Source organism: Microbispora sp. GKU 823 (genome assembly GCF_002027145.1).
Classification (GTDB): Bacteria; Actinomycetota; Actinomycetes; order Streptosporangiales; family Streptosporangiaceae; genus Microbispora; species Microbispora siamensis.
In genome coordinates, this window is the sequence record NZ_MWJN01000068.1 from 1 (window position 1) to 22,564 (window position 22,564).

General features: G+C 72.9%; 13 protein-coding genes and 4 pseudogenes. 16 read left to right on the forward strand and 1 reads right to left on the reverse strand.

Going from position 1 to position 22,564, the window contains the following annotated elements; genetic code table 11:
• Positions 1–527 precede the first annotated feature (527 nt).
• The 16 genes and pseudogenes from B1L11_RS29360 (at position 528) to B1L11_RS29440 (ending at position 19,237) form a co-directional block, all read left to right on the forward strand.
• Positions 528–2,258: a penicillin-binding protein 2 gene (locus B1L11_RS29360; protein WP_256863004.1), complete on the forward strand. Its 1,731-nt coding sequence runs from the start codon at positions 528–530 to the stop codon at positions 2,256–2,258.
• Positions 2,259–2,337: 79 nt separating this feature from the next.
• Positions 2,338–3,909 (forward strand): UDP-N-acetylmuramoyl-L-alanyl-D-glutamate--2,6-diaminopimelate ligase, encoded by a 1,572-nt coding sequence (locus B1L11_RS29365; protein ID WP_079318362.1) that lies wholly within the window; start codon positions 2,338–2,340, stop codon positions 3,907–3,909.
• 63 nt (positions 3,910–3,972) lie between these two features.
• Positions 3,973–5,341: pseudogene (gene murF / locus B1L11_RS29370) on the forward strand (UDP-N-acetylmuramoyl-tripeptide--D-alanyl-D-alanine ligase).
• Positions 5,338–6,414: a phospho-N-acetylmuramoyl-pentapeptide-transferase gene (gene mraY / locus B1L11_RS29375; RefSeq protein WP_079318295.1), complete on the forward strand. Its 1,077-nt coding sequence runs from the start codon at positions 5,338–5,340 to the stop codon at positions 6,412–6,414. Before murF ends, mraY begins: the two are co-directional and overlap by 4 nt.
• A pseudogene (gene murD, locus B1L11_RS29380) lies at positions 6,396–7,773 on the forward strand (UDP-N-acetylmuramoyl-L-alanine--D-glutamate ligase). The gene mraY and the pseudogene murD overlap by 19 nt, the downstream one beginning before the upstream one ends.
• A 179-nt stretch (positions 7,774–7,952) precedes the next feature.
• Positions 7,953–9,211, forward strand: a pseudogene (ftsW, locus tag B1L11_RS29385) (putative lipid II flippase FtsW).
• 1 nt (position 9,212) lies between these two features.
• The gene (gene murG, locus B1L11_RS29390; RefSeq protein WP_079318297.1) at positions 9,213–10,292 is read left to right on the forward strand and encodes an undecaprenyldiphospho-muramoylpentapeptide beta-N-acetylglucosaminyltransferase; all 1,080 of its coding nucleotides are present in this window, start codon (positions 9,213–9,215) and stop codon (positions 10,290–10,292) included.
• Positions 10,289–11,713, forward strand: a complete 1,425-nt coding sequence (murC, locus tag B1L11_RS29395; protein WP_079318299.1) for a UDP-N-acetylmuramate--L-alanine ligase — start codon at positions 10,289–10,291, stop codon at positions 11,711–11,713. Before murG ends, murC begins: the two co-directional genes overlap by 4 nt.
• A gap of 55 nt (positions 11,714–11,768) precedes the next feature.
• Positions 11,769–12,440, forward strand: a complete 672-nt coding sequence (locus B1L11_RS29400; protein ID WP_079318301.1) for a cell division protein FtsQ/DivIB — start codon at positions 11,769–11,771, stop codon at positions 12,438–12,440.
• Between the two features lie 247 nt (positions 12,441–12,687).
• Positions 12,688–14,157, forward strand: a complete 1,470-nt coding sequence (gene ftsZ, locus B1L11_RS29405; protein ID WP_079318303.1) for a cell division protein FtsZ — start codon at positions 12,688–12,690, stop codon at positions 14,155–14,157.
• A gap of 33 nt (positions 14,158–14,190) precedes the next feature.
• Positions 14,191–14,904, forward strand: a complete 714-nt coding sequence (locus B1L11_RS29410; RefSeq protein ID WP_079318305.1) for a YggS family pyridoxal phosphate-dependent enzyme — start codon at positions 14,191–14,193, stop codon at positions 14,902–14,904.
• A 134-nt stretch (positions 14,905–15,038) separates the two neighbouring features.
• Positions 15,039–15,566, forward strand: a complete 528-nt coding sequence (locus tag B1L11_RS29415; protein ID WP_079318306.1) for a cell division protein SepF — start codon at positions 15,039–15,041, stop codon at positions 15,564–15,566.
• A gap of 104 nt (positions 15,567–15,670) precedes the next feature.
• Positions 15,671–15,937 carry a YggT family protein gene (locus B1L11_RS29420; RefSeq protein WP_205829672.1) on the forward strand — a complete coding sequence of 89 codons (267 nt, stop codon included), beginning with the start codon at positions 15,671–15,673 and terminating at the stop codon, positions 15,935–15,937.
• Between the two features lie 49 nt (positions 15,938–15,986).
• Positions 15,987–16,850 carry a DivIVA domain-containing protein gene (locus B1L11_RS29425; RefSeq protein ID WP_079318308.1) on the forward strand — a complete coding sequence of 288 codons (864 nt, stop codon included), beginning with the start codon at positions 15,987–15,989 and terminating at the stop codon, positions 16,848–16,850.
• A 46-nt stretch (positions 16,851–16,896) separates the two neighbouring features.
• Positions 16,897–18,951, forward strand: a complete 2,055-nt coding sequence (locus B1L11_RS29435; RefSeq protein WP_143737634.1) for a hypothetical protein — start codon at positions 16,897–16,899, stop codon at positions 18,949–18,951.
• A 133-nt stretch (positions 18,952–19,084) separates the two neighbouring features.
• On the forward strand, positions 19,085–19,237 hold the full coding sequence (locus tag B1L11_RS29440) for a DUF3099 domain-containing protein (RefSeq protein ID WP_256863007.1): 153 nt from the start codon (positions 19,085–19,087) through the stop codon (positions 19,235–19,237).
• A gap of 96 nt (positions 19,238–19,333) precedes the next feature.
• On the opposite strand, the pseudogene ileS reads toward B1L11_RS29440, so the two are convergent.
• A pseudogene (gene ileS, locus B1L11_RS29445) lies at positions 19,334–22,490 on the reverse strand (isoleucine--tRNA ligase).
• Between the last annotated feature and the right edge of the window lie 74 nt (positions 22,491–22,564).

A 22,564-nucleotide genomic window follows, 5' to 3' on the forward strand; every position in this document is an offset into this window, starting at 1 on the left:
CCGTTCCGCCCGCTCGCGCCCCGCGAAGGGGCGAGCCCGGCATGCCCGGCGGCGGTCCGCGCCGCGTCGTCGCGCAGCACCCGGCCCCCGGTGAGGGGCGTCCTCGCGGCGCTGCCGGAAAGCCCGGCGTTTCCGGAAAGCCCAGTGTCCCTGGAAAGCACGATGCCCCCGGAAAGCCCGGCGCCCCCGGAAAGCCCGGCGCCCCCGGGAAGGCCGGGGCTTCCGGCAGGCCCGGCGTCCCGGGAAAGTCCGGGGTTCCCGGCAGGCCCGGCGCCCAGGGGACACCGGGCGCCCCCGGAGACGGCGCTCCGGCGAAGGCAGGGGCCCCGGGCAGGACCGGCGCACCGCGGCCGTCCGCGCCGGGAGCGCCCGGCGGGACGGGCGGGACCGGCGTGGGCCGTCCCCGCACCGGCGGCGCTCCGTCGCGTCCCCAGCGCCCGCCGGGTCCGCAGCGTTCTCCAGGTCCACAGCGTTCTCCAGGTCCACAGCGTTCTTCGGGGCCGCCGGGTCCGCCGCGTCCGCCTGCCGTGCTCCGGCTGGGCAACCCCGTCCGGCGGCTGAGGGCGGCGCTCGTGGTGATGGCGATCGTGCTGTCGCTGTTCGCCGGCCGGCTGGTCCAGCTCCAGGGCTTCGACTCCAAGGTGCTCCAGGCCAGGGCCGCGGAGCAGCGCGTACGGCCCGAGACGCTGCCGGCGCGGCGCGGCTCGATCACCGACGCCGGGGGCCACGACCTCGCCGTGACGGTCGAGGCCAGGGAGATCTACGTCGACCCCAAGGACGTGGACGCGGACAAGCGCGACCTGGTCGCCACCACGCTGGCACGGGAGCTGAACAAGCCCAAGGAGGAGATCGCCGCCGCGCTGGCCAAGACCACCCAGCGGTACATCCCGCTGGCCCGCGACGTGGAGCCGCCGCGTGCCAAGCGCATCATGGGCTTCGAGCTCAAGGGCGTGGGCATGAAGGAGACCTACCGCCGCCTCTATCCCGGCGGCTCGCTCGCGGGCGGCCTGCTCGGCTTCGTCGGCGTCGACGGCAGGGGCCTGGAGGGCCTGGAGAGCGCGTACGACGACCTCCTGGCGGGCAAGGACGGCAAGCAGAGCGTCGAGCTCGGCGCGAACCGGCAGCGCATCCCGATGACGCGCAGCCAGCGCGAGGCGCCGGTGCCCGGGCGGGACGTGCGGCTGACCATCGACAGGGACATCCAGTGGGCCGCGGAGCAGGCGCTGGACCGGCAGGTCCGCGCGACGGGGGCGCGCAGCGGCAGCGTGATCGTCATGGACGTGCGGACCGGGCAGATCCTCGCCATGGCGAACGCGCCCCAGGCCAACCTCAACGACTGGCAGTCGGCCCCGGCCGAGGACCGCGCCAACCGCGCGGCGTCCGAGGTGTTCGAGCCGGGCAGCACCAACAAGGTGATCACGGCCGCGGCGGCGATGGAGGCGGGCGTGGTCACCCCCGACACCGTCTTCCGCGTGCCCGACCACATCCAGTGCGCCGACCGGCAGCTCAGGGACGCCCACCCGCACAAGCCCGAGCCGCTCACGTTCACCGGGATCCTCGCCGAGTCGAGCAACGTCGGCACGATCATGGTATCCGACAAGATCTCCAGCCAGCGGCTGTACGACATGTTCCGGTCCTTCGGATTCGGCGCGCGCAGCGGGTCGGAGGTCCCCGGCGAGCAGGCCGGCCTGCTGCCGCAGTGGCAGACGTGGTCGGGCAGCCAGCGCTGTACGATCGCCTACGGCCAGGGCATCTCGGTCACCGCGCTGCAGATGGCCAGCGTCTACCAGACGATCGCCAACGGTGGAGTGCGGATCACCCCCTCGATCGTGGCGGGCACCACCGACGAGCACGGCGCGTTCGTCCCCAGCCCCGCGGCCACGAGCACGCGGGTGATCAGCGAGACCACCGCCAAGAAGATCGCGCTGATGCTGGAGGCCGCGGTGGGCCACGAGGGCACGGGAGAGGAGGCCTCCATCGAGGGCTACCGTGTCGCGGGCAAGACCGGCACCGCCATGCGGTACGACGAGAAGTGCGCGGGATACTGCGGGTACACCGCCACGTTCGTCGGCTTCACCCCCGCGGACCAGCCCCGGCTGATGGCCCTGGCGGTCATCCAGGATCCGAAGAAAGGCCACTACGGCGGCGCCGTCGCCGCCCCGGTGTTCAAGGACGTCATGACTTTCGCGTTGAAGAACAGGAAGATCCCTCCGACCGGTACGAAGGCGCCCGCGATGGTCCTTCGCCCGTCGGAGTGACGGCGGAGTGACCGGAGCCGGAGTGGCCGGGGTGAGCGACGGAGGGGGGTACGCTCTCGCCGTGCGTTCCCCGTCGTCCATGCGTCCCGAGGCCGTCCAGGCCCGTCCGCTGTCCGCGCTGGCGTCCCTGCTCGGCACGTCGTCGGCCGTCCCGTCGCCCGGAGCGCGGGCGGTCCGCGGCACGGTCACCGGCATCACCCTCGACTCGCGCCGGGTGCGGCGCGGCGACCTGTACGTGGCCGTGCCCGGCAAGGCCCGGCACGGCGCGGAGTTCGCCGGCGACGCCCTGGCGTCGGGCGCGACGGCGATCCTGACCGACGAGGAGGGCCGCGACCGGGCCGTCGCGACCGGGCTGCCGGTGCTCGTCGTGCCCGACCCGAGGGCCGTGCTCGGACAGGTGGCCGCCTGGGTGTACGGCAAGCCGGCGGCCGGCATCACGCTCATCGGCGTCACCGGCACCAGCGGCAAGTCCACCTCGACGTTCCTGTTGGAGGCGGGACTGCGGGCGGCGGGTCACCGCACCGGCCTCGTCGGCGGCGTGGAGATCCGCGCGGGCGACGTGCGGTTCACCCCCGAGCTGACCACCCCGGAGGCGACCGACCTGCAGGGGCTGTTCGCGCTGATGCGCGAGCGGGGCGTGAGCGCGGCGGCCATGGAGGTCTCCAGCCACGCCCTGGCCCTCGGCCGCGTGGACGGCCTGTTCTACGACGTGTCGATCTTCACCAACCTCTCCCAGGACCACCTGGACTTCCACCGCGACCTGGACGACTACTTCGCGGCCAAGGCGCGCCTGTTCACCCCCGAGTTCAGCCGGGCGGGCGTGGTGAACATCGACGACGCCCACGGACGGGAGCTGGCCGCGACGGCCAAGATCCCCATCACCACGTTCTCCGCCACCGGGGCGCCGGAGGCCGACTGGCGCGCCGAGGACGTGCGCCTCGGCGCGGCCGGCAGCGCGTTCCGCCTGGTCGGTCCCGGCGGGGTCGAGGCCGAGGTGTCGGTGGCCCTGCCCGGCCCGTTCAACGTGGCCAACACGCTCGGCGCGCTGGTGGCGCTGGTGGAGGCGGGGGTCCCGCTGCAGGCCGCGGTGACCGGCGTCGGCGAGTTCGCCGGCGTGCCGGGCCGGATGGAGCGGGTGCCGGGCGCGGACGACGTCCAGGTGATCGTGGACTACGCGCACAAGCCGGGCGCGGTGGAGTCGGTGCTGTGCTCGCTGCGCGCCGTGCTCGACGACGGGCCCGGCGGCCGGCTGGTGATCGTGCTGGGCTGCGGCGGCGACCGCGACCGCGGCAAGCGCCCGATGATGGGCGAGGCCGCCGTCCGCCTCGCCGACCTGGCCGTGTTCACCAGCGACAACCCTCGTACGGAGGACCCGCTCGCGATCCTCGCCGCGATGCTGGAGGGCGCGCTGCGGGTACCTGTCCAGGAGCGGGCCCACGTAATCGTGGAGCCGGACCGGGCGGCGGCCATCCGCCTGGCCGTCGGCGGTGCGGCCCCCGGAGATGTGGTAGTTGTGGCCGGCAAGGGGCACGAGCAGGGGCAGTATGTCGGGGGCGAGGTCATTCCCTTCGACGACCGCGAGGTGGCCGCCGCCGCCATCGCGGAGCGGAGCCGGGCGCGGCGGGCGGCGCGGGAGGCCGCCGATGCGTGAGCCGATGCCGGGCCGTGCCCTGGCGGCCGAGTTAGCGACGCGAAAGAGAGCAGGAAAGACACCATGATCCCGTTGCCGCTGGCCCGGGTCGCCGAGATCACGTCCGGAGCGTTGAACGGGGCGGCCGACCCCGCGGCCGTGGTCCGGGGGCCCGTCGTGATCGACTCACGGGCGGCCGGACCGGGCTCGCTGTTCGTGGCGATCAAGGGTGAACGGGCCGATGGGCACGACTTCGCCCGGCAGGCCCACGACGCCGGCGCCGTCGCCGTCCTCGCCACCCGGCCCGTCGAGGCGCCCGCCGTGATCGTGGCCGACCCGCTCGCGGCCCTGGCCTCGCTCGCCACCGCCGTGCTGTCGGAGCTGCCCGGCACGACCGTGGTCGGGGTGACCGGATCCGCGGGCAAGACCACGACCAAGGACCTGCTGGCCGGTCTCGCCGCCCGGCTCGGCCCCACGGTCGCCCCCGTCGGCTCGTACAACAACGAGATCGGCCACCCGCTGACCGTGCTCAAGGCCGACGAGACCACCGGTTTCCTGGTCCTGGAGCTGAGCGCGCGCAGCGTCGGCCACATCGCCTACCTGGCGAGGATCGCCCCGCCCCGCATCGGCGTCGTGCTCAACGTCGGCACCGCGCATCTCGGGGTGTTCGGCGGCAAGGAGGCGATCGCGCAGGCCAAGGGCGAGCTCGTCGAGGCGCTGCCCGCCGACGGGGTCGCCGTGCTCAACGCCGACGACCCGCTGGTGCGCGCGATGGCCGGCCGTACGAGCGCGCGGGTGACTTACTTCGGGCGCTCGCCGGAGGCGCACGTGCGGGCGGAGGACGAGACGCTCGACGCGACCGGCCGCGCCTCGTTCACGCTGCGCACGCCGTCCGGCACCGCCCCGGTCCCGGCTGCGCCTGTACGGCGCGCACACCGTGGAGAACGCCCTTGCCGCGGCGGCCGCCGCGCACGAGCTGGGGCTGCCGGCGGCCGCCATCGCCGAGGAGCTGTCGGCGGCCGAGCCGCGCAGCCGCTGGCGCATGGAGGTCAGCGAGCGGCCCGACGGCGTGACCGTGATCAACGACGCCTACAACGCCAACCCCGACTCCATGCGGGCCGCCTTCGGCAGCCTGGCGGTGATGGGGGAGGGGCGGCGGCGGTTCGCGGTGATCGCCGCGCTGCGCGAACTGGGCGAGGAGAGCGCGGCGCTGAACGAGGACCTCGGGCGGCTGGCCGCGGGCGCGGGCCTGGAGGCCGTCGTCGTCGTGGGGGAGGACGCCGAGCCGGTGCTGCGGGGCGCGCCCGGCGCGATCCACGTCCCGGACGCCGCGGCGGCGGCTCGGGAGTTGTCGGACCGGCTCGCGCCGGGCGACGTGGTGCTGGTGAAGGGGCCGCGTGCGGCCGGGCTCGAGCGGGTCGCCGAGGCGATCCTCGGAGGTGACGCCCGGTGAGGAACATCCTCATCGCGGGGGCGATCTCGCTGATGCTGTCCATGGTCGGCACGCCGCTGGCCATCCGGCTGTTCGCCCGCAGGGGCTACGGCCAGAACATCCGGGAGGAGGGCCCGTCGGGGCACTACGACAAGAAGGGCACTCCCACGATGGGCGGCACGGTGATCGTCATCGCGTCGCTGATCGGCTACTTCGTGGCCCACGGGGTGACCGTCTTCTCGGCCGCCACCGACCCCCCGACGGCATCGGGACTGCTGGTGCTGTTCCTGATGACGGGCCTCGGCGCGGTCGGCTTCCTCGACGACTTCATCAAGATCTACAAGCAGCGCAGCCTGGGCCTGCGCAGCGGCGCCAAGGCGGGCGGGCAGCTCGTCGTCGGCGCGATCTTCGCGGTGCTGGTCCTGCGGTTCCCCAACGCCTACGCCGTCACCCCGGCCGACACGCACGTGTCGTTCCTGCGGGACATCGGGCCGTCCATCGGGCTCATCGGGTTCATGATCTGGGTCGTGTTCTTCATCGTGGGCTTCTCGAACGCGGTGAACCTGACCGATGGGCTCGACGGCCTGGCCTCCGGCGCCACCTGCCTGGTCCTCGCGGCGTACGTGCTGATCGGCAACTGGCAGCTGCGCAACAGCTGCACGACGGTCGGCTTCGGCCCAAACTGCTATTGGGTGCGCGATCCGCTCGACCTGGCGGTGGTCGCGGCGGCGGTGCTGGGCGCCTGCCTGGGCTTCCTGTGGTGGAACGCCCCGCCCGCCAAGATCTTCATGGGCGACACCGGCTCGCTGGCCCTCGGCGGCGTGATCGCCGGTCTGGCCTTCACCACCCGGACCCAGCTCCTGCTCGTCATCCTGGGCGGCCTGTTCGCGATCATCACGATGTCGGTGATCATCCAGGTCGGGTCCTTCAAGCTGACCCGCAGACGCGTGTTCCGGATGGCGCCGCTCCAGCACCACTTCGAGCTGTCGGGCTGGGCCGAGACGACCATCGTGGTGCGCTTCTGGCTGATCGCCGCCCTGTGCGTCGCCGCCGGTCTCGGTCTGTTCTACCTCGAATGGATGCCGAAACAGTGAACGTCGTCGTCGCCGGCCTCGGCGTGTCGGGCGCCGCCGCGGCGCGGGCCCTGGCGGCGCGCGGCGAGCGCGTGACCGTGCTGGAGGCCGCGGACGGCGAGCGGCAGCGCGCGACGGCCGCCGAGCTCGCCGAGCTGGGCGTGGAGGTGCGCTTCGGCGAGCCCGCCCTGCCCGACGGGACCTCGCTCCTGGTCACCTCGCCGGGCTGGCGCCCCCACGCACCCGCTGCTCGTCGCCGCCGCGGACGCGGGCGTCGAGGTCATCGGAGAGGTCGAGCTGGCCTGGCGGCTGCGGCAGGAGCCCGCGGCCCCCTGGCTGGCGCTGACCGGCACCAACGGCAAGACCACCGCCGTCCGCATGCTCACGTCCATGCTGTCCGCCGCCGGGCACAAGGCCGTGGCCGTGGGCAACGTCGGCGTCCCGATCGTGGATGCCGTCGACGGGCCGTACGACGTGCTGGCCGTGGAGCTGTCGAGCTTCCAGCTCCACTGGTCCTCGACCCTGGGCCCGCTCGCGGCGGCCGTGCTCAACGTGGCGCCCGACCACATCGACTGGCACGGCTCGATGGAGGAGTACGCCGCGGCCAAGGCGCGCGTCTACGCGGGAGCGGGGACGGTGGTCTACAACGCCGACGACGCGTGGTCGTCCCGCCTGGCCGAGCCGTACGCCTCTCGGGTGGGCTTCACGCTCGCCGTGCCCCGGCCAGGGCAGCTGGGCGTCGTGGAGGACCTGCTGGTCGACCGGGCCTTCGTGGCCGACCCCGCGACCTCGGCGGAGGAGCTGGCCTGCCTCGCCGACGTGCGGCCGTTCGCGCCCCACAACGTCGCCAACGCGCTCGCCGCCGCCGCCCTGGCCCGCGCGTACGGCGTGCCGCCCGAGGCCGTACGGCGCGGCCTGCGGGAGTTCACGCCCGACCCGCACCGGATCGCCCACGTGGCCCGGGTCGGCGAGGTCGACTACGTGGACGATTCCAAGGCCACCAACCCGCACGCGGCCGCCGCGTCCCTGGCCGCCTACGAGTCGATCGTGTGGATCGCGGGCGGCCAGCTCAAGGGCGCCGACGTCGACGACCTCGTACGGCAGGCCGCGCCCCGGCTGCGCGGCGCGGTGCTGCTGGGGACCGACCGGGATGTGATCCGCCGCGCATTGGCGCGACACGCCGCGAATGTCCCCGTGGTGGACGTGCCCGGGCAAGACACTGGGGTCATGGACCGTGTCGTCACCGAAGCCGCCCGGCTCGCCACCCCGGGTGACACCGTGCTGCTCGCCCCCGCCGGGGCGTCACTGGACATGTTCGCCAGTTACGGAGCGCGTGGGGAGGCGTTCGCCCGAGCCGTGCAGCGGCTGGCGGCCCGGTGACGGCCCCGCGACCGGCTCCGCCGCGCGCCACCGCGCGGAAGGCGGAGCGCCGGGGGCCCGAGCCCGTCGGCTGGGCCGGCGCCCAGCTCGCCGCGCTGCGCGAGCTGCTGGGCCGCCCGCTGACGTCCTACCACCTGGTGCTCGGCTGCAGCGCGCTGCTGCTGGCGCTCGGGCTGATGATGGTGCTGTCGGCGTCGAGCATCGAGGCGCTGCAGCGGACCGGCGACCCGTTCTACTGGTTCCTCAAGCAGGTCACGTCGGTGGCGATCGGGCTCCCCCTGATGTGGATCTGCTCCCGGCTGCCGCAGCGGTTCTTCCGCCTGGCCGGCTATCCGCTGATGGGCCTGGCGATCCTCGGCCTGCTGATGGTCATCTTCCTCGGTCAGGAGCTGCTGGGCGCCCAGCGGTGGATCGTCATCGGCCCGTTCTCGGTCCAGCCGTCTGAGCCGGCGAAGCTGGCCCTGGTGCTGTGGGGCGCCGACCTGCTGGCGACGCGGGCGCGCGCCGGCCGCATCGAATGGCGCCAGCTGCTGATCCCGCTCATGCCGGGCGTGGCCCTGCTGGCGGTCCTGGTCATGCTCGGGCGCGACCTCGGCACCACGCTCGTGCTCATGATGATCTTCCTGGCGCTGCTGTGGGTGGTCGGCGCGCCGGTGCGGCTGTTCGGCGGGATCCTCGCGCTGCTCGTGCTGGCGACCGCCACTATGATCATCGCCGAGCCGTACCGGCTCGACCGGCTGACCGGCTTCCTGCACCCGTGGGACACCGCGCAGAACGAGGGGTTCCAGTCCGTCCAGGGGCTCATGGCGATCGGGTCGGGCGGCTGGTTCGGCATCGGGCTGGGCGCCAGCCGGCAGAAGTGGAACTATCTGCCCCACGCCGAGAGCGACTTCATCTTCTCCATCATCGGCGAGGAGCTCGGGCTGATGGGGACGCTCGTGGTGGTCGCGCTGTTCGGCCTGCTCGGCTATGCCGGGCTGCGCATCGCCATCCGGACGAAGGACCCCTTCGTCCGGCTGTCGGCCGCCGCCGCCACCGCCTGGATCGCCGGGCAGGCGTCGTCAACATCGGCGCGGTCATCGGGGTCCTCCCGGTCACCGGCATCCCGCTGCCCCTGGTGTCGTACGGCGGATCGGCGCTGCTGCCGACGCTCGCCGCGCTCGGCATGCTGGTGTCGTTCGCCAAGCAGGAGCCCGGAGCGGCCGAGGCTCTGGCCGCCCGTGGCCCGGGACCGGCCGCGCGGGCTCTAAGCTGGCTTGGCCTGAACCGCGCCGGGCGGCGGTCCGCGGCCTCGCGGGCACCGGCCCGGCAGCAGGCCGCACGGCCGCGGACGGCACGAAGAGGAACGACAGGGAACGGATCCGGGAACATCCGCGACAAAATCCGGAAAGACGTCCGCGGCAATATCCGCGAAGACATCCGCAAGAACAGGGAGTGACATGAGGGTGGTCCTCGCCGGCGGCGGGACGGCCGGCCATATCGAGCCGGCGCTCGCGCTGGCCGACGCGCTTCGCCGGCTCGACCCGAGGATCGGCATCACCTGCCTCGGCACCGAGCGCGGCCTGGAGACCCGCCTGGTGCCCGCCCGGGGCTACGAGCTCGAACTCGTGCCCGCCGTGCCGCTGCCCCGCTCGCTCAGCCCTCAGCTCCTCACCGTGCCCGGCCGCCTCGCCGGGGCCATCGGCAGCGCCGCGGGCATCCTCGACAAGGTCGGCGCGGACGTCCTGGTCGGCTTCGGCGGGTACGTCGCCACGCCCGGCTACCTCGGCGCCCGGCGGCGTGGGGTGCCGATCGTGGTCCACGAGGCCAACCCCCGGCCCGGCCTGGCCAACCGGCTCGGCGCCCGCCTCACCGAGCACGTCTTCACCGGCCACCCCGACGCCGTGCTCCCGAACGCCGAGTACATCGGCATCCCGCTGCGCCGCGAGATCAGCATGATGGACCGCCTGTCGATGGGCGACAAGGCGCGGTCGTACTTCGGGCTGGAGTCCGACCGGGTGACGCTGCTCGTGTTCGGCGGCTCCCAGGGCGCCCGCTCGATCAACCAGGCGGCGCTGGAGGCCGCGCCCTACCTGCGGGCTGCGGGCGTCCAGGTGCTGCACGTGATCGGGCCCAAGAACACCGTCGAGGTGGAGCCCCCGCCGGGCGACCCGCAGTACGTCATCCTGCCGTACGTCGACCGGATGGACCTGGCCTACGCCGCCGCCGACCTCGTGCTGTCCCGCGCGGGCGCCATGACCTGCGCCGAGCTCACCGCCGTGGGGCTGCCGGCGGCGTTCGTGCCGCTGCCGCACGGCAACGGCGAGCAGCGCCTCAACGCCGAGCCCATCGTGCGGGCCGGGGGCGGCCTGATGGTCGATGACGCGAACCTGTCGGCCGCCTGGATCGTCCAGACGCTGCTGCCGATCCTGAACGACCCCGAGCGCGTGGTCGCGATGTCCGAGGCCGCATCGCGGATGGGCCGCAAGGACGCCGACATGGCGCTCGCCCGCAAGGTGCTGGAGATCGCTCACCGATGAGTCTCGTCAAGCTCGTGGATCCCGTCCCTGCGGCCGACCTGGGGCGGGTGCACTTCATCGGCATCGGCGGCGCCGGGATGTCCGGCATCGCCAGGATCCTGCTCAAGCGGGGCATGCCGGTGTCGGGCAGCGACGCGCGGCCCTCCGAGCTGCTGGCCGAGCTGCGCGAGCTGGGCGCCGTCATCCACGTCGGCCACGCCGCCTCCCACATCAAGGACGTGGACACGGTCGTGGTGTCCACCGCCATCCGCGACTCCAACCCCGAGCTGGGGGAGGCGCTGCGGCAGAACCTGCGGGTGATCCCGCGTGCCGCCGCGCTGGCCTCGGTCATGACCGGCCGCACCGGCATCGCCGTCGCCGGCACGCACGGCAAGACCACGACCACCTCGATGTTGACCGTGGCGTTGCAGAAGTGCGGCGAGGACCCGTCGTACTGCGTCGGCGGGCAGCTCGTGACGACCGGGCTCGGCGCCGACGACGGCGCGGGCGAGGTGTTCGTGGCGGAGGCCGACGAGAGCGACGGCTCGTTCCTCATGCTCGCGCCGCGCATCGCCGTGGTGACCAACGTCGAGGCCGACCACCTCGACAACTACGGCGACCCCCAGGCCGTCCACGACAGTTTCGCGCGTTTCGTCGAGCGGATCGAGTCGCTGCTCGTGGTGTGCGCCGACGACCCGGGCGCCGCCGCCCTCGTGCCCGTCGCGCGTGAGCGCGGCCTCACCGTCGTCACGTACGGCGAGAGCGCCGGCGCCGACCTGCGCACGACCGACGTGGTGCCGCGCGGCCTCGGCGTGGAGTTCGGCGTGGAGCTCGGCCCCGCCGCGCCCGGGGGACCGGGACGAGGCGAGGTGCGCCTCGCCGTGCCGGGCCGGCACAACGCGCTCAACGCCACCGCGGTGATCGCCGTGGCGCTCCACCTCGGCCTGCGCTTCGACGACGTCAAGGAGGGCCTGGCCGCCTTCACCGGGGCCAAGCGGCGGTTCGAGTCCAAGGGCGAGGCCGCGGGCGTGACCGTCTTCGACAGCTACGCCCACCACCCGACCGAGCTGACCGCCGACCTGCGCGCCGCCCGCGACGTCGTGACCGGCGACGGCCGGGTCATCGCGGTCTTCCAGCCGCACCTGTACTCGCGCACCCGGTTCTTCGCCGACGAGTTCGGCGCGGCGCTCGGCCTCGCCGACGAGGTGGTCGTGCTGGACGTGTACGGCGCGCGCGAGGACCCCGAGCCGGGGGTCTCCGGCGCGCTGGTCGCGGGGAAGATCCCGCTTCCCGCCGAGCGGGTCGTCTACGCGCCCGACCGGCAGGCCGTGCCGGCGCTCGTCGCCGACCGGGCCCGTGCCGGGGACATCGTGCTGACGATGGGCGCGGGAGACGTGACGGAACTCGGCCCGAAGATCGTCGCGGAGCTGTCCGCCCAGTGATCCGGCCCGTGATCCGCACCCTGATCCGCACCGTGATCCGGAGCGTGGGGGACCGGTGAGGCGGGCCGTCCGGCGTTCGGCCCTCGCCACCCTGCTGACCGGCGGGGTGGTGGGCGTCGCCACGTGGGTGGTGTTCTTCTCGCCCGTCCTCGGCGTGCGGGAGGTCGAGGTCACCGGCAACAGCCGGATCCCCGCCGAGCAGCTGCGGCAGGCCGCGGGGGTGCGCACCGGCACGCCGCTCGCCACGGTGGACCTCGCCGAGGTCGAACGGCGGGTGCGGGCGATGCGCGAGGTCGAGTCGGCCACGGCCGACCGCGGCTGGCCGGGAACGCTGCGCATCAACGTGGTCGAGCGCGTCCCCGCCGCCGCCGTGCCCATGGGCGTGACGACCGCGGTGATCGACCGGTACGGCGTCGTCCTGCAGCAGGTGACCGTGGCCCCGCCCCGGCTGCCGGTGCTGCGCGTCCAGCGGGCCGCCGTGGACGACCCCGCCACCAGGGCCGGGCTCACCGTGCTGCGGGCACTGCCGGAAAGCGTCCTGGAGCGCCTGCGGGAGCTGCGCGTCGCCTCGCCCCGGTCGATCACGCTCAAACTCACCGACGGCCGTACGGTCCTGTGGGGGGACGCGGGGCGCTCGGCGCAGAAGGGACGTGTCCTGCTCGCCGCCCTCGCCAAGCCGGGAACCAGCTACGATGTCAGCTCGCCGCAGGTGGTGACGGTCAAGTGAGATATCTCACGGGCCGTGAACACATGATCCGGGTCCGCCCCGGAGCAGGGCATCGTGCGAATAGGACAGCGCGCGACACGCCGGACGGCCTTGCGGCGCGGTTAGTTGACCCTGGGGGACGCGCAACCCTACTGTCCGTATCAATCCTCAGGTTGACATAACTCTAAATCTCAACTTGAGGGTGAGAGTTCAGAAGACGGCGGGCCCTGCCCGCATGAAACGCAAACGAGCGGAAAGGCCCCTCGTCGTGGCAGCACCGCAGAACTACCTCGCGGTCATCAAGGTCGTCGGCATCGGCGGCGGCGGAGTGAACGCCGTCAACCGGATGATCGAGGAGGGACTCAAGGGCGTCGAGTTCATCGCCATAAACACTGACGCCCAGGCGCTGCTGATGAGTGACGCCGACGTGAAGCTCGACGTGGGACGCGAGCTCACCCGGGGCCTCGGCGCGGGCGCCAATCCCGAGGTGGGCCGCAAGGCCGCCGAGGACCACCGGGAGGAGATCGAGGAGGTCCTCAAGGGCGCCGACATGGTCTTCGTGACCGCGGGCGAGGGCGGCGGCACCGGAACCGGCGGCGCGCCGGTCGTGGCCAGCATCGCCCGCTCGCTCGGCGCGCTCACGATAGGTGTGGTCACCCGGCCCTTCAGCTTCGAGGGCAAGCGCCGGGCCATGCAGGCCGAGGCCGGCATCGAGACCCTCCGCGAGGAGGTCGACACGCTGATCGTCATCCCGAACGACCGGCTGCTGTCGATCTCCGACCGCCAGGTGAGCGTGCTCGACGCGTTCAAGGCCGCCGACCAGGTGCTGCTGTCCGGTGTGCAGGGCATCACCGACCTCATCACCACGCCCGGCCTGATCAACCTGGACTTCGCCGACGTGAAGTCGGTCATGTCCGGCGCGGGCTCGGCCCTCATGGGCATCGGCCACGCCAGGGGCGACGACCGGTCGGTCGCCGCCGCCGAGATGGCGGTCTCCAGCCCGCTGCTGGAGGCGAGCATCGACGGCGCCCACGGCGTGCTGCTGTCCATCGCGGGCGGCTCCGACCTGGGTCTGTTCGAGATCAACGAGGCGGCCCAGCTCGTCAGCAACGCCGCCGCGCCCGACGCCAACATCATCTTCGGTACGGTCATCGACGACGCGCTCGGCGACGAGGTGCGGGTGACGGTCATCGCGGCCGGGTTCGACGAGCCCGCGCCGGCCAAGCCGGTGGCCGCGCCGCTGTCGCGGCCCCAGCAGGCGGCCCGTCCGGCGCAGCCCGCGCCCGCGGCCCGTCCCGCGCCCGCCCCGGCCAAGCCGGAGCCGCGCGTGGAGCCCGCGCCGGTGCGTCCGGTGAGCAGCGCGGCGCAGCCCGCGCCCGCACCTGCTCCCCGCACCGGTGCAGCCCGCGGCTCCGCCGGTGACCCAGCTTCCGGTGAACGCGCTCCCGGCGAACCCGGTGCCGCAGGCCCAGCCCGCGAGCCAGCCGGTCCAGCAGGCGACGTCGCAGGCGGCGTCCGCGCCCCAGGCCCAGCAGGCCGAGGCGGTCACGCCGTTCCCGCGCGAGGCGGCCGACGGCGGGCGCGACCAGGGTGCGACCGGACCGCTGTCGATCCCCGCGCCCCCACTCCCGAGCCGCCGACCCCGATCACCTCCAGGAACGCGCAGCCGGGCCCCCGGCGTCCCGTGGTCTTCGAGGAGCAGGAGGAGGAGCTCGACGTGCCGGACTTCCTCAAGTGACGCCGGACATCCGTACGGCCGGAGGCGCGGTCCGTGGGTGACCGGCGCGAGGAACTGGCCGCGGCGCTGGCCGGGGTGGAGCGGCACATCGAGGACGCCTGCCGGGCCGCGGGCCGGTCGCGGTCGGAGATCACGCTGATCGCGGTGACGAAGACCTACCCGGCCTCCGACGTGCGGCTGCTCGCGGAGCTGGGCGTGTCGCACGTCGGCGAGAACCGCGACCAGGAGGCGGCGGCCAAGGCGGCCGACTGCGCGGGTCTCGGCCTCACGTGGCACTTCATCGGCCAGTTACAGACGAACAAGGTCCGCTCGGTCGTCTCCTACGCCGACATGGTCCACTCGGTGGACCGCCCCCGCCTGGTGGACTCGCTCAGCCGCGAGGCCGTACGCGCGGAGCGCGAGCTGGACTGCCTCATCCAGGTCGCCCTCGACGCCGCACCGGGAGAGGGCGGGATCGGGCGGGGCGGCGCCGCGCCGGAGGAGGTGCCGGCGCTCGCGGGGCTCGTCGCGAAGGCGGAGGGGCTGCGCCTGCGGGGCGTCATGGCGGTCGCCCCGCTGGGGGAGGACCCGGCCGCCGCGTTCGCCCGGCTGCGGGCCGTCGCCGAGCGGGTCCGCGAGGAGCACCCCGGCGCCGATGTGATATCGGCCGGAATGAGTGGAGACATCCCCCAAGCTGTGGCGAACGGCGCGACACACCTTCGAGTCGGTACGGCGTTGCTCGGCCGCAGAAAGCCCTTCGTCAGGTAATGTCCCCCAAGTGGACCATGGTGTCCGCGCTCAGGTAGAGGTCGATCAGCGGTGAGCTCCAAGGGGGGTACGGCTACCGCCCTGGCCTTCCAAAGGGACCTTGAAGGCACCAGTAACGCGGAGGACGACGAGCGATGGCCGGCGCGATGCGCAAGATGGCGGTCTACCTCGGTCTCGTGGAGGACGACCGCTACGAAGACAGGTACGCGGCAGAGTACGGCACCGACGAGGAGTACGGCGACGAGGAGTACGAGTCGCCGCGGCGCGGCTTCGCCGGGCCCTCCGGCACGCACTCGGGGCCCCTGGAGCGCGAGGACGACACCGAGACGGCCGTCCCCGCCCCGCGTCCCCCCACTACCGTGCTCGAGCGCCGTACGACCGATCTGGCGCGCATCACCACCCTGCATCCCCGCACGTACAACGAGGCGCGGACGATCGGCGAGCACTTCCGCGAGGGCACGCCGGTCATCATGAATCTGACAGAGATGGTCGACAGCGACGCCAAGCGCCTTGTCGATTTCGCGGCAGGTCTCGTCTTTGGCCTACACGGCAGCATCGAACGTGTTACCAACAAGGTGTTCCTGTTGTCCCCCGCCAACGTTGAGGTGACCGCCGAGGACAAGGCCAGAATCGCGGAACGCGGCTTCTTCAACCAGAGCTAGAGTTCCATACATGAACAGTGACCGGCTGAGCGGTGCCCGTGCGGCCCGAGGGCGGCTGGACCGAGGGGAGGCGGGGCTCGACCGTGGGGATCATTAGCGAGATCTTGGTCATCGCCCTGACCCTCTTCCTGGTTCTGCTGATCGGCAGAATGATCATAGATACGGTGCAGGCGTTCGCCCGCGCCTGGCGGCCCACAGGGGTCGTCCTGGTGCTGGCGGAGGTTGTTTACACAGTGACCGACCCGCCTCTCAAGTTCCTCCGCCGTTTCATTCCGCCCCTCAGGTTGGGTACGGTGGCCTTTGACCTGAGCTTCACAGTGCTGTTCATTGTGGTTTTGGTCTTGATCCAAGTCGTGAACGCGCTTCGTTGATCGGGTACCGTCCGACCGGACAGACTCCAAGCGCGCCAAGGAGACCCAAATGCCGTTGACGCCCGCTGATGTGCGGAACAAGCAGTTCAGTACCACCCGGCTGAGGCCGGGGTACGACGAGGAGGAGGTCGACGCCTTCCTCGACGAGGTCGAGGCCGAGCTGGACCGCCTCATCCAGGAGAACGAGGAACTCCGCGCGAAGCTGGCCGAGTGCCTCAGGGGCAAGGTGCCCGGGGGTATGGGCATGCCCGGCTCCATGCAGATGGCGCCCGCTCCCGTGGCCGAGCCGAAGCCCGAGATGATGGCCCCCCAGCCGGAGCCGATCAAGCCTCCGGAGCCGGCCCGTCCCGAGCCGGTGCCCGTCGGCATGGGCCTCCCGCCCGCCGAGGACAACATGGACACCGCGGCCCGCGTGCTCGCCCTCGCCCAGCAGACGGCCGACCAGGCGATCGCCGATGCCCGTCGCGAGGCGGACGAGACCGTGACCCGCGCCCGGCGCGAGGCCGACGACATCCTCGGCAAGGCCCGCCGTCAGGCCGAGCAGATCATCGGCGACGCCCGCGCCCGCGCCGAGACGCTGGAGCGCGACGCCCAGGAGCGGCACCGCCAGGCCATGGGCACCCTCGTCCAGACCCGCGACGAGCTGGAGCGCAAGGTCGAGGAGCTGCGCAGCTTCGAGCGCGAGTACCGCAGCCGTCTCAAGCTGTACCTGGAGAACCAGCTCGCCGAGCTGAACGTCGCGGGTGAGGGCAGCGGAGGCTTCCCGATCGTGGGCGCCGCCCCGGCCATGGCCCACGCCGTCGCCCCCGGTCCCCAGCAGATGACCGCAGCCCCCAACCCGTTCGGTCAGGAGCCCTCGCAGCACTCCGGCGCCTTCCCCGGACCCGACGGCCCCCACAACGACCGCCGGTAAGAAGTGGCGGGTCCCCACAGGGACCCGATAGCTCGGAGAACCCCCCGTGATCCTCATCAGTGCCGCACTGGTCCTCGCCGCAATCGTCCTGCTCATCGCGGGCGTCGTGCTGGGGACGCCCCCTCTCGTGATGTGGTCGATCGTCGTCAGCGTGCTGTCGGCGGTCTGCCTGCTGATCGGGGCACTGCTGAGGCGCCACGAGCTGTTCCCTGCCGGTGGGCGTGCCGCCGAGGGAACCGCTCCCACCCCCCAGGGTTCGTCCGTGCCCCAGCTCGCGCACGTCGGTGCCGTGAGCGGGGCGTACGGCGGAGCCCTCGCCGGGGCACCGGCGCATCCGGTGGCGACGCCCATGGTGGCGGCCCCGCCGGTCACACATCACGGGGCATTGCCCCCGCAGACCTTCCCGTCCCCGCCGCCCCAGCGGACGGGACCGATCACGCGGCCGCCGGCCGGTTCCGGCCGCGGCCTCGCCCCCGACGCGATCGTCCTCGTGATCCCCGGGCGCAAGCGCTTCCATCTGGCCACCTGTCGCCAGCTCGCCGGGCGTGAGACCGAGGAGCTCACGCACGAGGAGGCCCGCGAGGAGGGCTTCACCCCCTGCACCACCTGTCTCCCCGAGATCTCCACCCGTACGGCGGAGCCGGAGGAGGCCCCATCCCGCGACGACACGGCCCGCGACGACACGGTCCGCGATGAGAGCCTGCGCGCGGAGGCCGCTCCCACGACCGCCACGCCTTCGGCCGGAACCTCCGGCACGACCGGCCAGGAACCGCCCCGTCCCACCACGCCCGCTGATCGCGAGCCGCCCGTCGCGCGGTTCCCTCAGCCCGGCGTCCCGGGGCCGCGCCTGCCCGAGTCGTCCGCCCCAGAATCGTCCGGCCCCCAGTCGCCCGATGACGAAGCGCGCGAAGAGCCCCGTGAGGCGGCGGAAAAGGCGCCCGGGAAGACCGCCGACGTCGGCGAGGCGGACGAGCAGGACGGTCCGGCGCGCGACACGGCCTCCAAGGCCGACGCAGAGGTCGACGCCGGGGCCGAGAGCGACGGGCACACACCGGTGAACTGGTTCGGCCGGGGCGGGCCGCAGGAGTCCGGCGCCGAGACGACGGCGCCGCCTGCCGCCTCCACGCCGCCGTCCTCGCCTTCCTCGTCCTCCACCGAGTCTTCAGAGGCGTCGTCCGGATCCTCCGCGCCGTCCTGGCCTTCTGCCACGTCATGGTCCGCACCGGCCTGGTCTCCGCCGGCGGCAGGATCGGCGTCGGGCCGGGCGGACGACGAGACGGACGACTCGCTGACCGACACCGCGGAGCACGACTGGTTCAGGCCCGGCAGGGTCCCCCTGCCGTGGGACCCCGCACGGTCCAAGACCGCGGGGGAGACGGCGAAGGAACCCCCGTCGTCGGGGGACGGCGAGTCCGATGGACCCGCGGCCGGGGACAAGGCTCCCGGTGCGGCTGCGGCCTCGCCGCGGAAGGCCACCTCTTCCGGGGCGGACGACGAGCAGGCCCGTGACGACCAGAGCGACTCCGGCGCCGTGGACGCGCAAGCCGCGTCCGGTCCGGAGGACGCCCCCACGCCCTCGCGTGCGGGGAGCGGAAAGCCGGTGGAGCCGGCAGAGACCCCCGGATCCGGGCGCGCCGGATCCGCGGCCTCGGCCGGCTCCACCTCCGGCCCGGCACCCGCCGCCCAGAACACCGCTGAGAACACCGCTGAGAAGAGCACCGAGAAGAGCGCGGGGAAGACGGGCGAGCGGCCCGGCGGTGACTCCGGCGCCGCCCGCGAGGAGGACGGCGCCGCAGCGGCGCCCCGCGCCGACAAGGGTGACGGCGCCGCGGCGGCCCGGACCGAAGAGGGCGGCGGCGAGACCGCAGACAACCGCGACGAGTCCGAAAGCGGGTCCGGAGAGGACCGCAGCGCCGACGCGGCGGAGCCGCCCGCGGGTGGGGACACCCAAGTGCGGGTCATGGTCGGCACACGGCGCTACCACGAGGCCGGTTGCCCTCTGATCAGCGGGATGGGCGACTCGGGCATCGAGACCATGACCCGGGCCGAGGCCGACGAGGCCGGCCTCACTCCCTGCTCGGTCTGTCAGAGCGACCGCTGAGGCGCGCCCCGGCCGCAAGGCCGGCGCGCCACGTCATGCGCGGTGCGGCCCCGTCAACGTGTCGACCGCCCGCCGGACCGTCACTCGCTAGGCTGGACGCGTGCGACGCCGACAGAAGGCGTACCTGCTGATGATGGGCACGTGCCTCACGCTGTTCGTGCTGGCCGGCGCCGTCGTCCGGATGTACTCGACCACCGCGGCGATCGTGATGTTCGTGGTGGCACTGGTGATCCCGCCCTTCGCCGTCATCGTCGCCAACCGTCGCGGCGACGACCGCGACGAGTGACGCCGTAAGTCGCGAGAGCGGTTCGGGCCGGGCGCCCGCAGTCCGGTGGATATGCCGATGGGGCCGGTCGGCGACCGGCCCCATCGGCTGCGGGAATCAGGCCTTGCGGAGGCGGAAGGACAGGCCGAGGTCGGCGTCCTGGTGGACCGGCAGGTCCTCGTCCGGGACGCCTTCCGTGAGGGTGGCCGCCAGGACCTCGTCGGCGACGGCGTCGCCGCCCTCGCGCAGCGCCTCGGCCAGCTCACCCTCGGCGACCACCACAGGTGGATGCGGTCGGTGATGGACAGGCCGGTGGACTTGCGGGCCTCCTGGACGAGCCGGATCACGTCGCGGACCAGGCCGGCCCGGCGCAGTTCGTCGGTGATCGCCAGGTCGAGCGCCACCGTCTCGCCGGTGCCGGTGTCCACCGCGCCGGTCTCCACGGCCCAGCCGGACTTCGGCTGCTCGGTCACGATCACGTCGTCCGCGCCCAGCTCCACCGTGCCCAGCTCTCCGGCCTCGACGGTCGCGGACCCTCCCGAGCGCAGGGCGCGGGCCAGCTCCGCCGGGTCGGCGCCCGACACGGCCGCGGCGACGAGCTTGGTCTGCGAGCCGAACCGCTTGCCGAGGCTGCGGAAGTTGGGCTTGACCGTGAACGTCACCAGGTCGGCGGAGAACCCGGACAGGTCCTCCAGCCGCTGGACGTTGAGCTCGTCGGCGATCAGCTCGCGCAGCTCGCCGGGGAGCGAGGCCCAGCCGGGGGCGCCGACCAGCGCCCGGCCGAGCGGCTGGCGGGTCTTGACCGACGACGACGCGCGCGCCGACCGGCCCAGCTCCACGAGCCTGCGCACCAGCGCCATCCGCTCCGACAGCTCGGGGTCGAGCAGCGCGGAGTTCACCTCCGGCCAGGTGGCCAGGTGCACCGAGGCCGGGGCGTCCGGGTCGCGCAGCACGTCCCACAGGTAGTCGGTGAGGAACGGCACGAGCGGGGCCATGAGCCGGGTGACGGTCTCCAGGCACTCGTACAGCGTCGCGAAGGCCGACGCCTCACCGGACCAGAAGCGGCGGCGCGAGCGGCGGACGTACCAGTTGGACAGGTCGTCCAGGAACTCGGTAAGCCGTCGCCCGGCCCGGGCGGTGTCGAACTCCTCCATCGACGCGGTGACCTCGGCCACCGTGCGGTGCAGCTCCGCCAGCGCCCACCGGTCGATCAGCGGCCGCTCGGCGTACGCCGGGGCGTCGGCCATCCGGGCCGGTGACCACGACTCGGCGTTGGCGTAGAGCGCGAAGAACGACGCGGTGTTCCAGTAGGTCAGCAGGACCTTCCGGACGATCTCCTCCAGCGCGGCGTGGCCGATCCTGCGCGGGGCCCAGGGGGACCCGGAGGTGGCCATGTACCAGCGCAGCGCGTCGGCGCCGTGCTGGTCCATCAGCGGCATCGGCTGCAGCACGTTGCCCAGGTGCTTGCTCATCTTGCGGCCGTCCTCGGCGAGGATCAGGCCGAGGCAGAGTACGTTCTCGTACGACGACCGGCCGAACACCAGCGTGCTGACGGTCATCATCGAGTAGAACCAGCCGCGGGTCTGGTCGATCGCCTCGCAGATGAACTGGCCGGGGAAGGAGCTCTCGAAGACGTCCTTGTTGACCAGCGGCGCGCCCCACTGGGCGAACGGCATGGCCCCCGAGTCGTACCAGACGTCGATCACGTCGGGCACCCGCCGCGCCTGCGCCCCACACGCCGGCAGTCGAAGGTCACGTCGTCGACGTACGGGCGGTGCGGGTCGAGGCCGGTCAGGTCGCGGCCCGCCAGCTCGCCCAGCTCCTTCAGCGAGCCGACGCAGGTGACGTGCTCCTCGTCCTGGGAGCAGACCCACAGCGGCAGCGGGGTGCCCCAGTAACGGGACCGCGACAGCGCCCAGTCGACGTTGTTGCGCAGCCACTCGCCGTACCGGCCGTGCTTGATCGTGTCGGGGAACCAGTTGGTGCGCTCGTTCTCGGCGAGGAGCTGGTCCTTGATCGCCGTGGTCCTGATGTACCAGGACGGGAGCGCGTAGTAGAGCAGCGGGGTGTGGCAGCGCCAGCAGTGCGGGTAGCTGTGCTCGAAGTGCTCGCCGCGGAACAGCAGGCCGCGCTCGCGCAGGTTCTCCGTCAGCGGTTCGTCGGCGTCCTTGAAGAACAGGCCGCCGACGAACGGCACGTCCGGCAGGAAGCGCCCGTCCGGGCCGATCGGGTTCACCACCGGCAGGCCGTAGCGCTTGCAGACCGTCATGTCGTCCGCGCCGAAGGCGGGGGCCTGGTGGACCAGGCCGGTGCCGTCCTCGACCGTGACGTACGTGCCGAGCACGACGTAGTGGGCGTCCTCGATGTCCACCAGGTCGAAGGGACGCCGGTAGGCGGTGTGCTCCAGCTCGGAGCCCTGGTAGGTCGCCAGCACCTCGGCGTCCTCGCCGAGGACCCGCCGCAGCAGCGGCTCGGCCACCACCAGCACCTCGTCACCGCGCCGGGCCGCGACGTACGTCACGTCGGGGTGCACGGCGACGGCGGTGTTGGACACCAGGGTCCAGGGCGTGGTGGTCCAGATCAGCAGCGAGGCGCCCATCTCGGCCAGGGGCCCGGAGACGACGGGCATCCGGACGTACACCGACGGGCTGGAGACGGTCTCGTAGCCGCCGGGCTGGCCGAGCTCGTGGTCCGACAGGCCGGTGCCGCACCGGGGGCAGTAGGGCGTGATCCGGTGGTCGCGGAACAGCAGGCCCTTGTCCCAGACGACCTTGAGCGACCACCAGACGGCCTCGACGTACTGGGGGTCCATCGTGCGGTAGGCCTGGGACATGTCGACCCAGTAGCCCATCCGCTCGGTCATCTCCTCGAACGCGTCCACGTGCCGCAGCACCGACTCGCGGCAGCGCGCGTTGAACTCGGCGATGCCGTACGACTCGATCTCGGGCTTGCCGGACAGGCCGAGTTCCTTCTCGACGGCGACCTCGACGGGCAGGCCGTGGCAGTCCCAGCCGGCCTTGCGGGGGACGTGGTAGCCGCGCATCGACTTGTAGCGGGGGAAGACGTCCTTGAAGACGCGGGCCTCGACGTGGTGGACGCCGGGCATGCCGTTGGCGGTCGGCGGGCCCTCGTAGAACACCCAGGAGGGGCCGTCGGCGTTCTGCTCCAGCGAGCGCTCGAAGACCTTCCCGTCCCGCCAGCGTTCGAGGACCTCGTGCTCGAGGGCCGGCAGGTCGACCTGCGCGGGAAGTGAGCGGAAATAGTGGGAAGACATCGTCGGGCGGGACCTCCACGCGGTGGCTGTGACAGCGCTGCTGACATGGCGTGAAGGGACGAAGCCGGGGACGG

Bases quoted from the DNA above. Each gene is read 5' to 3' on its own strand.
- B1L11_RS29440 (WP_256863007.1), top strand. From the start codon at position 19,085: ATGGGCACGTGCCTCACGCTGTTCGTGCTGGCCGGCGCCGTCGTCCGG.
- B1L11_RS29425 (WP_079318308.1), top strand. From the start codon at position 15,987: ATGCCGTTGACGCCCGCTGATGTGCGGAACAAGCAGTTCAGTACCACC.
- murC (WP_079318299.1), top strand. From the start codon at position 10,289: ATGAGTCTCGTCAAGCTCGTGGATCCCGTCCCTGCGGCCGACCTGGGG.
- murG (WP_079318297.1), top strand. From the start codon at position 9,213: ATGAGGGTGGTCCTCGCCGGCGGCGGGACGGCCGGCCATATCGAGCCG.
- B1L11_RS29415 (WP_079318306.1), top strand. From the start codon at position 15,039: ATGGCCGGCGCGATGCGCAAGATGGCGGTCTACCTCGGTCTCGTGGAG.
- B1L11_RS29365 (WP_079318362.1), top strand. From the start codon at position 2,338: ATGCGTCCCGAGGCCGTCCAGGCCCGTCCGCTGTCCGCGCTGGCGTCC.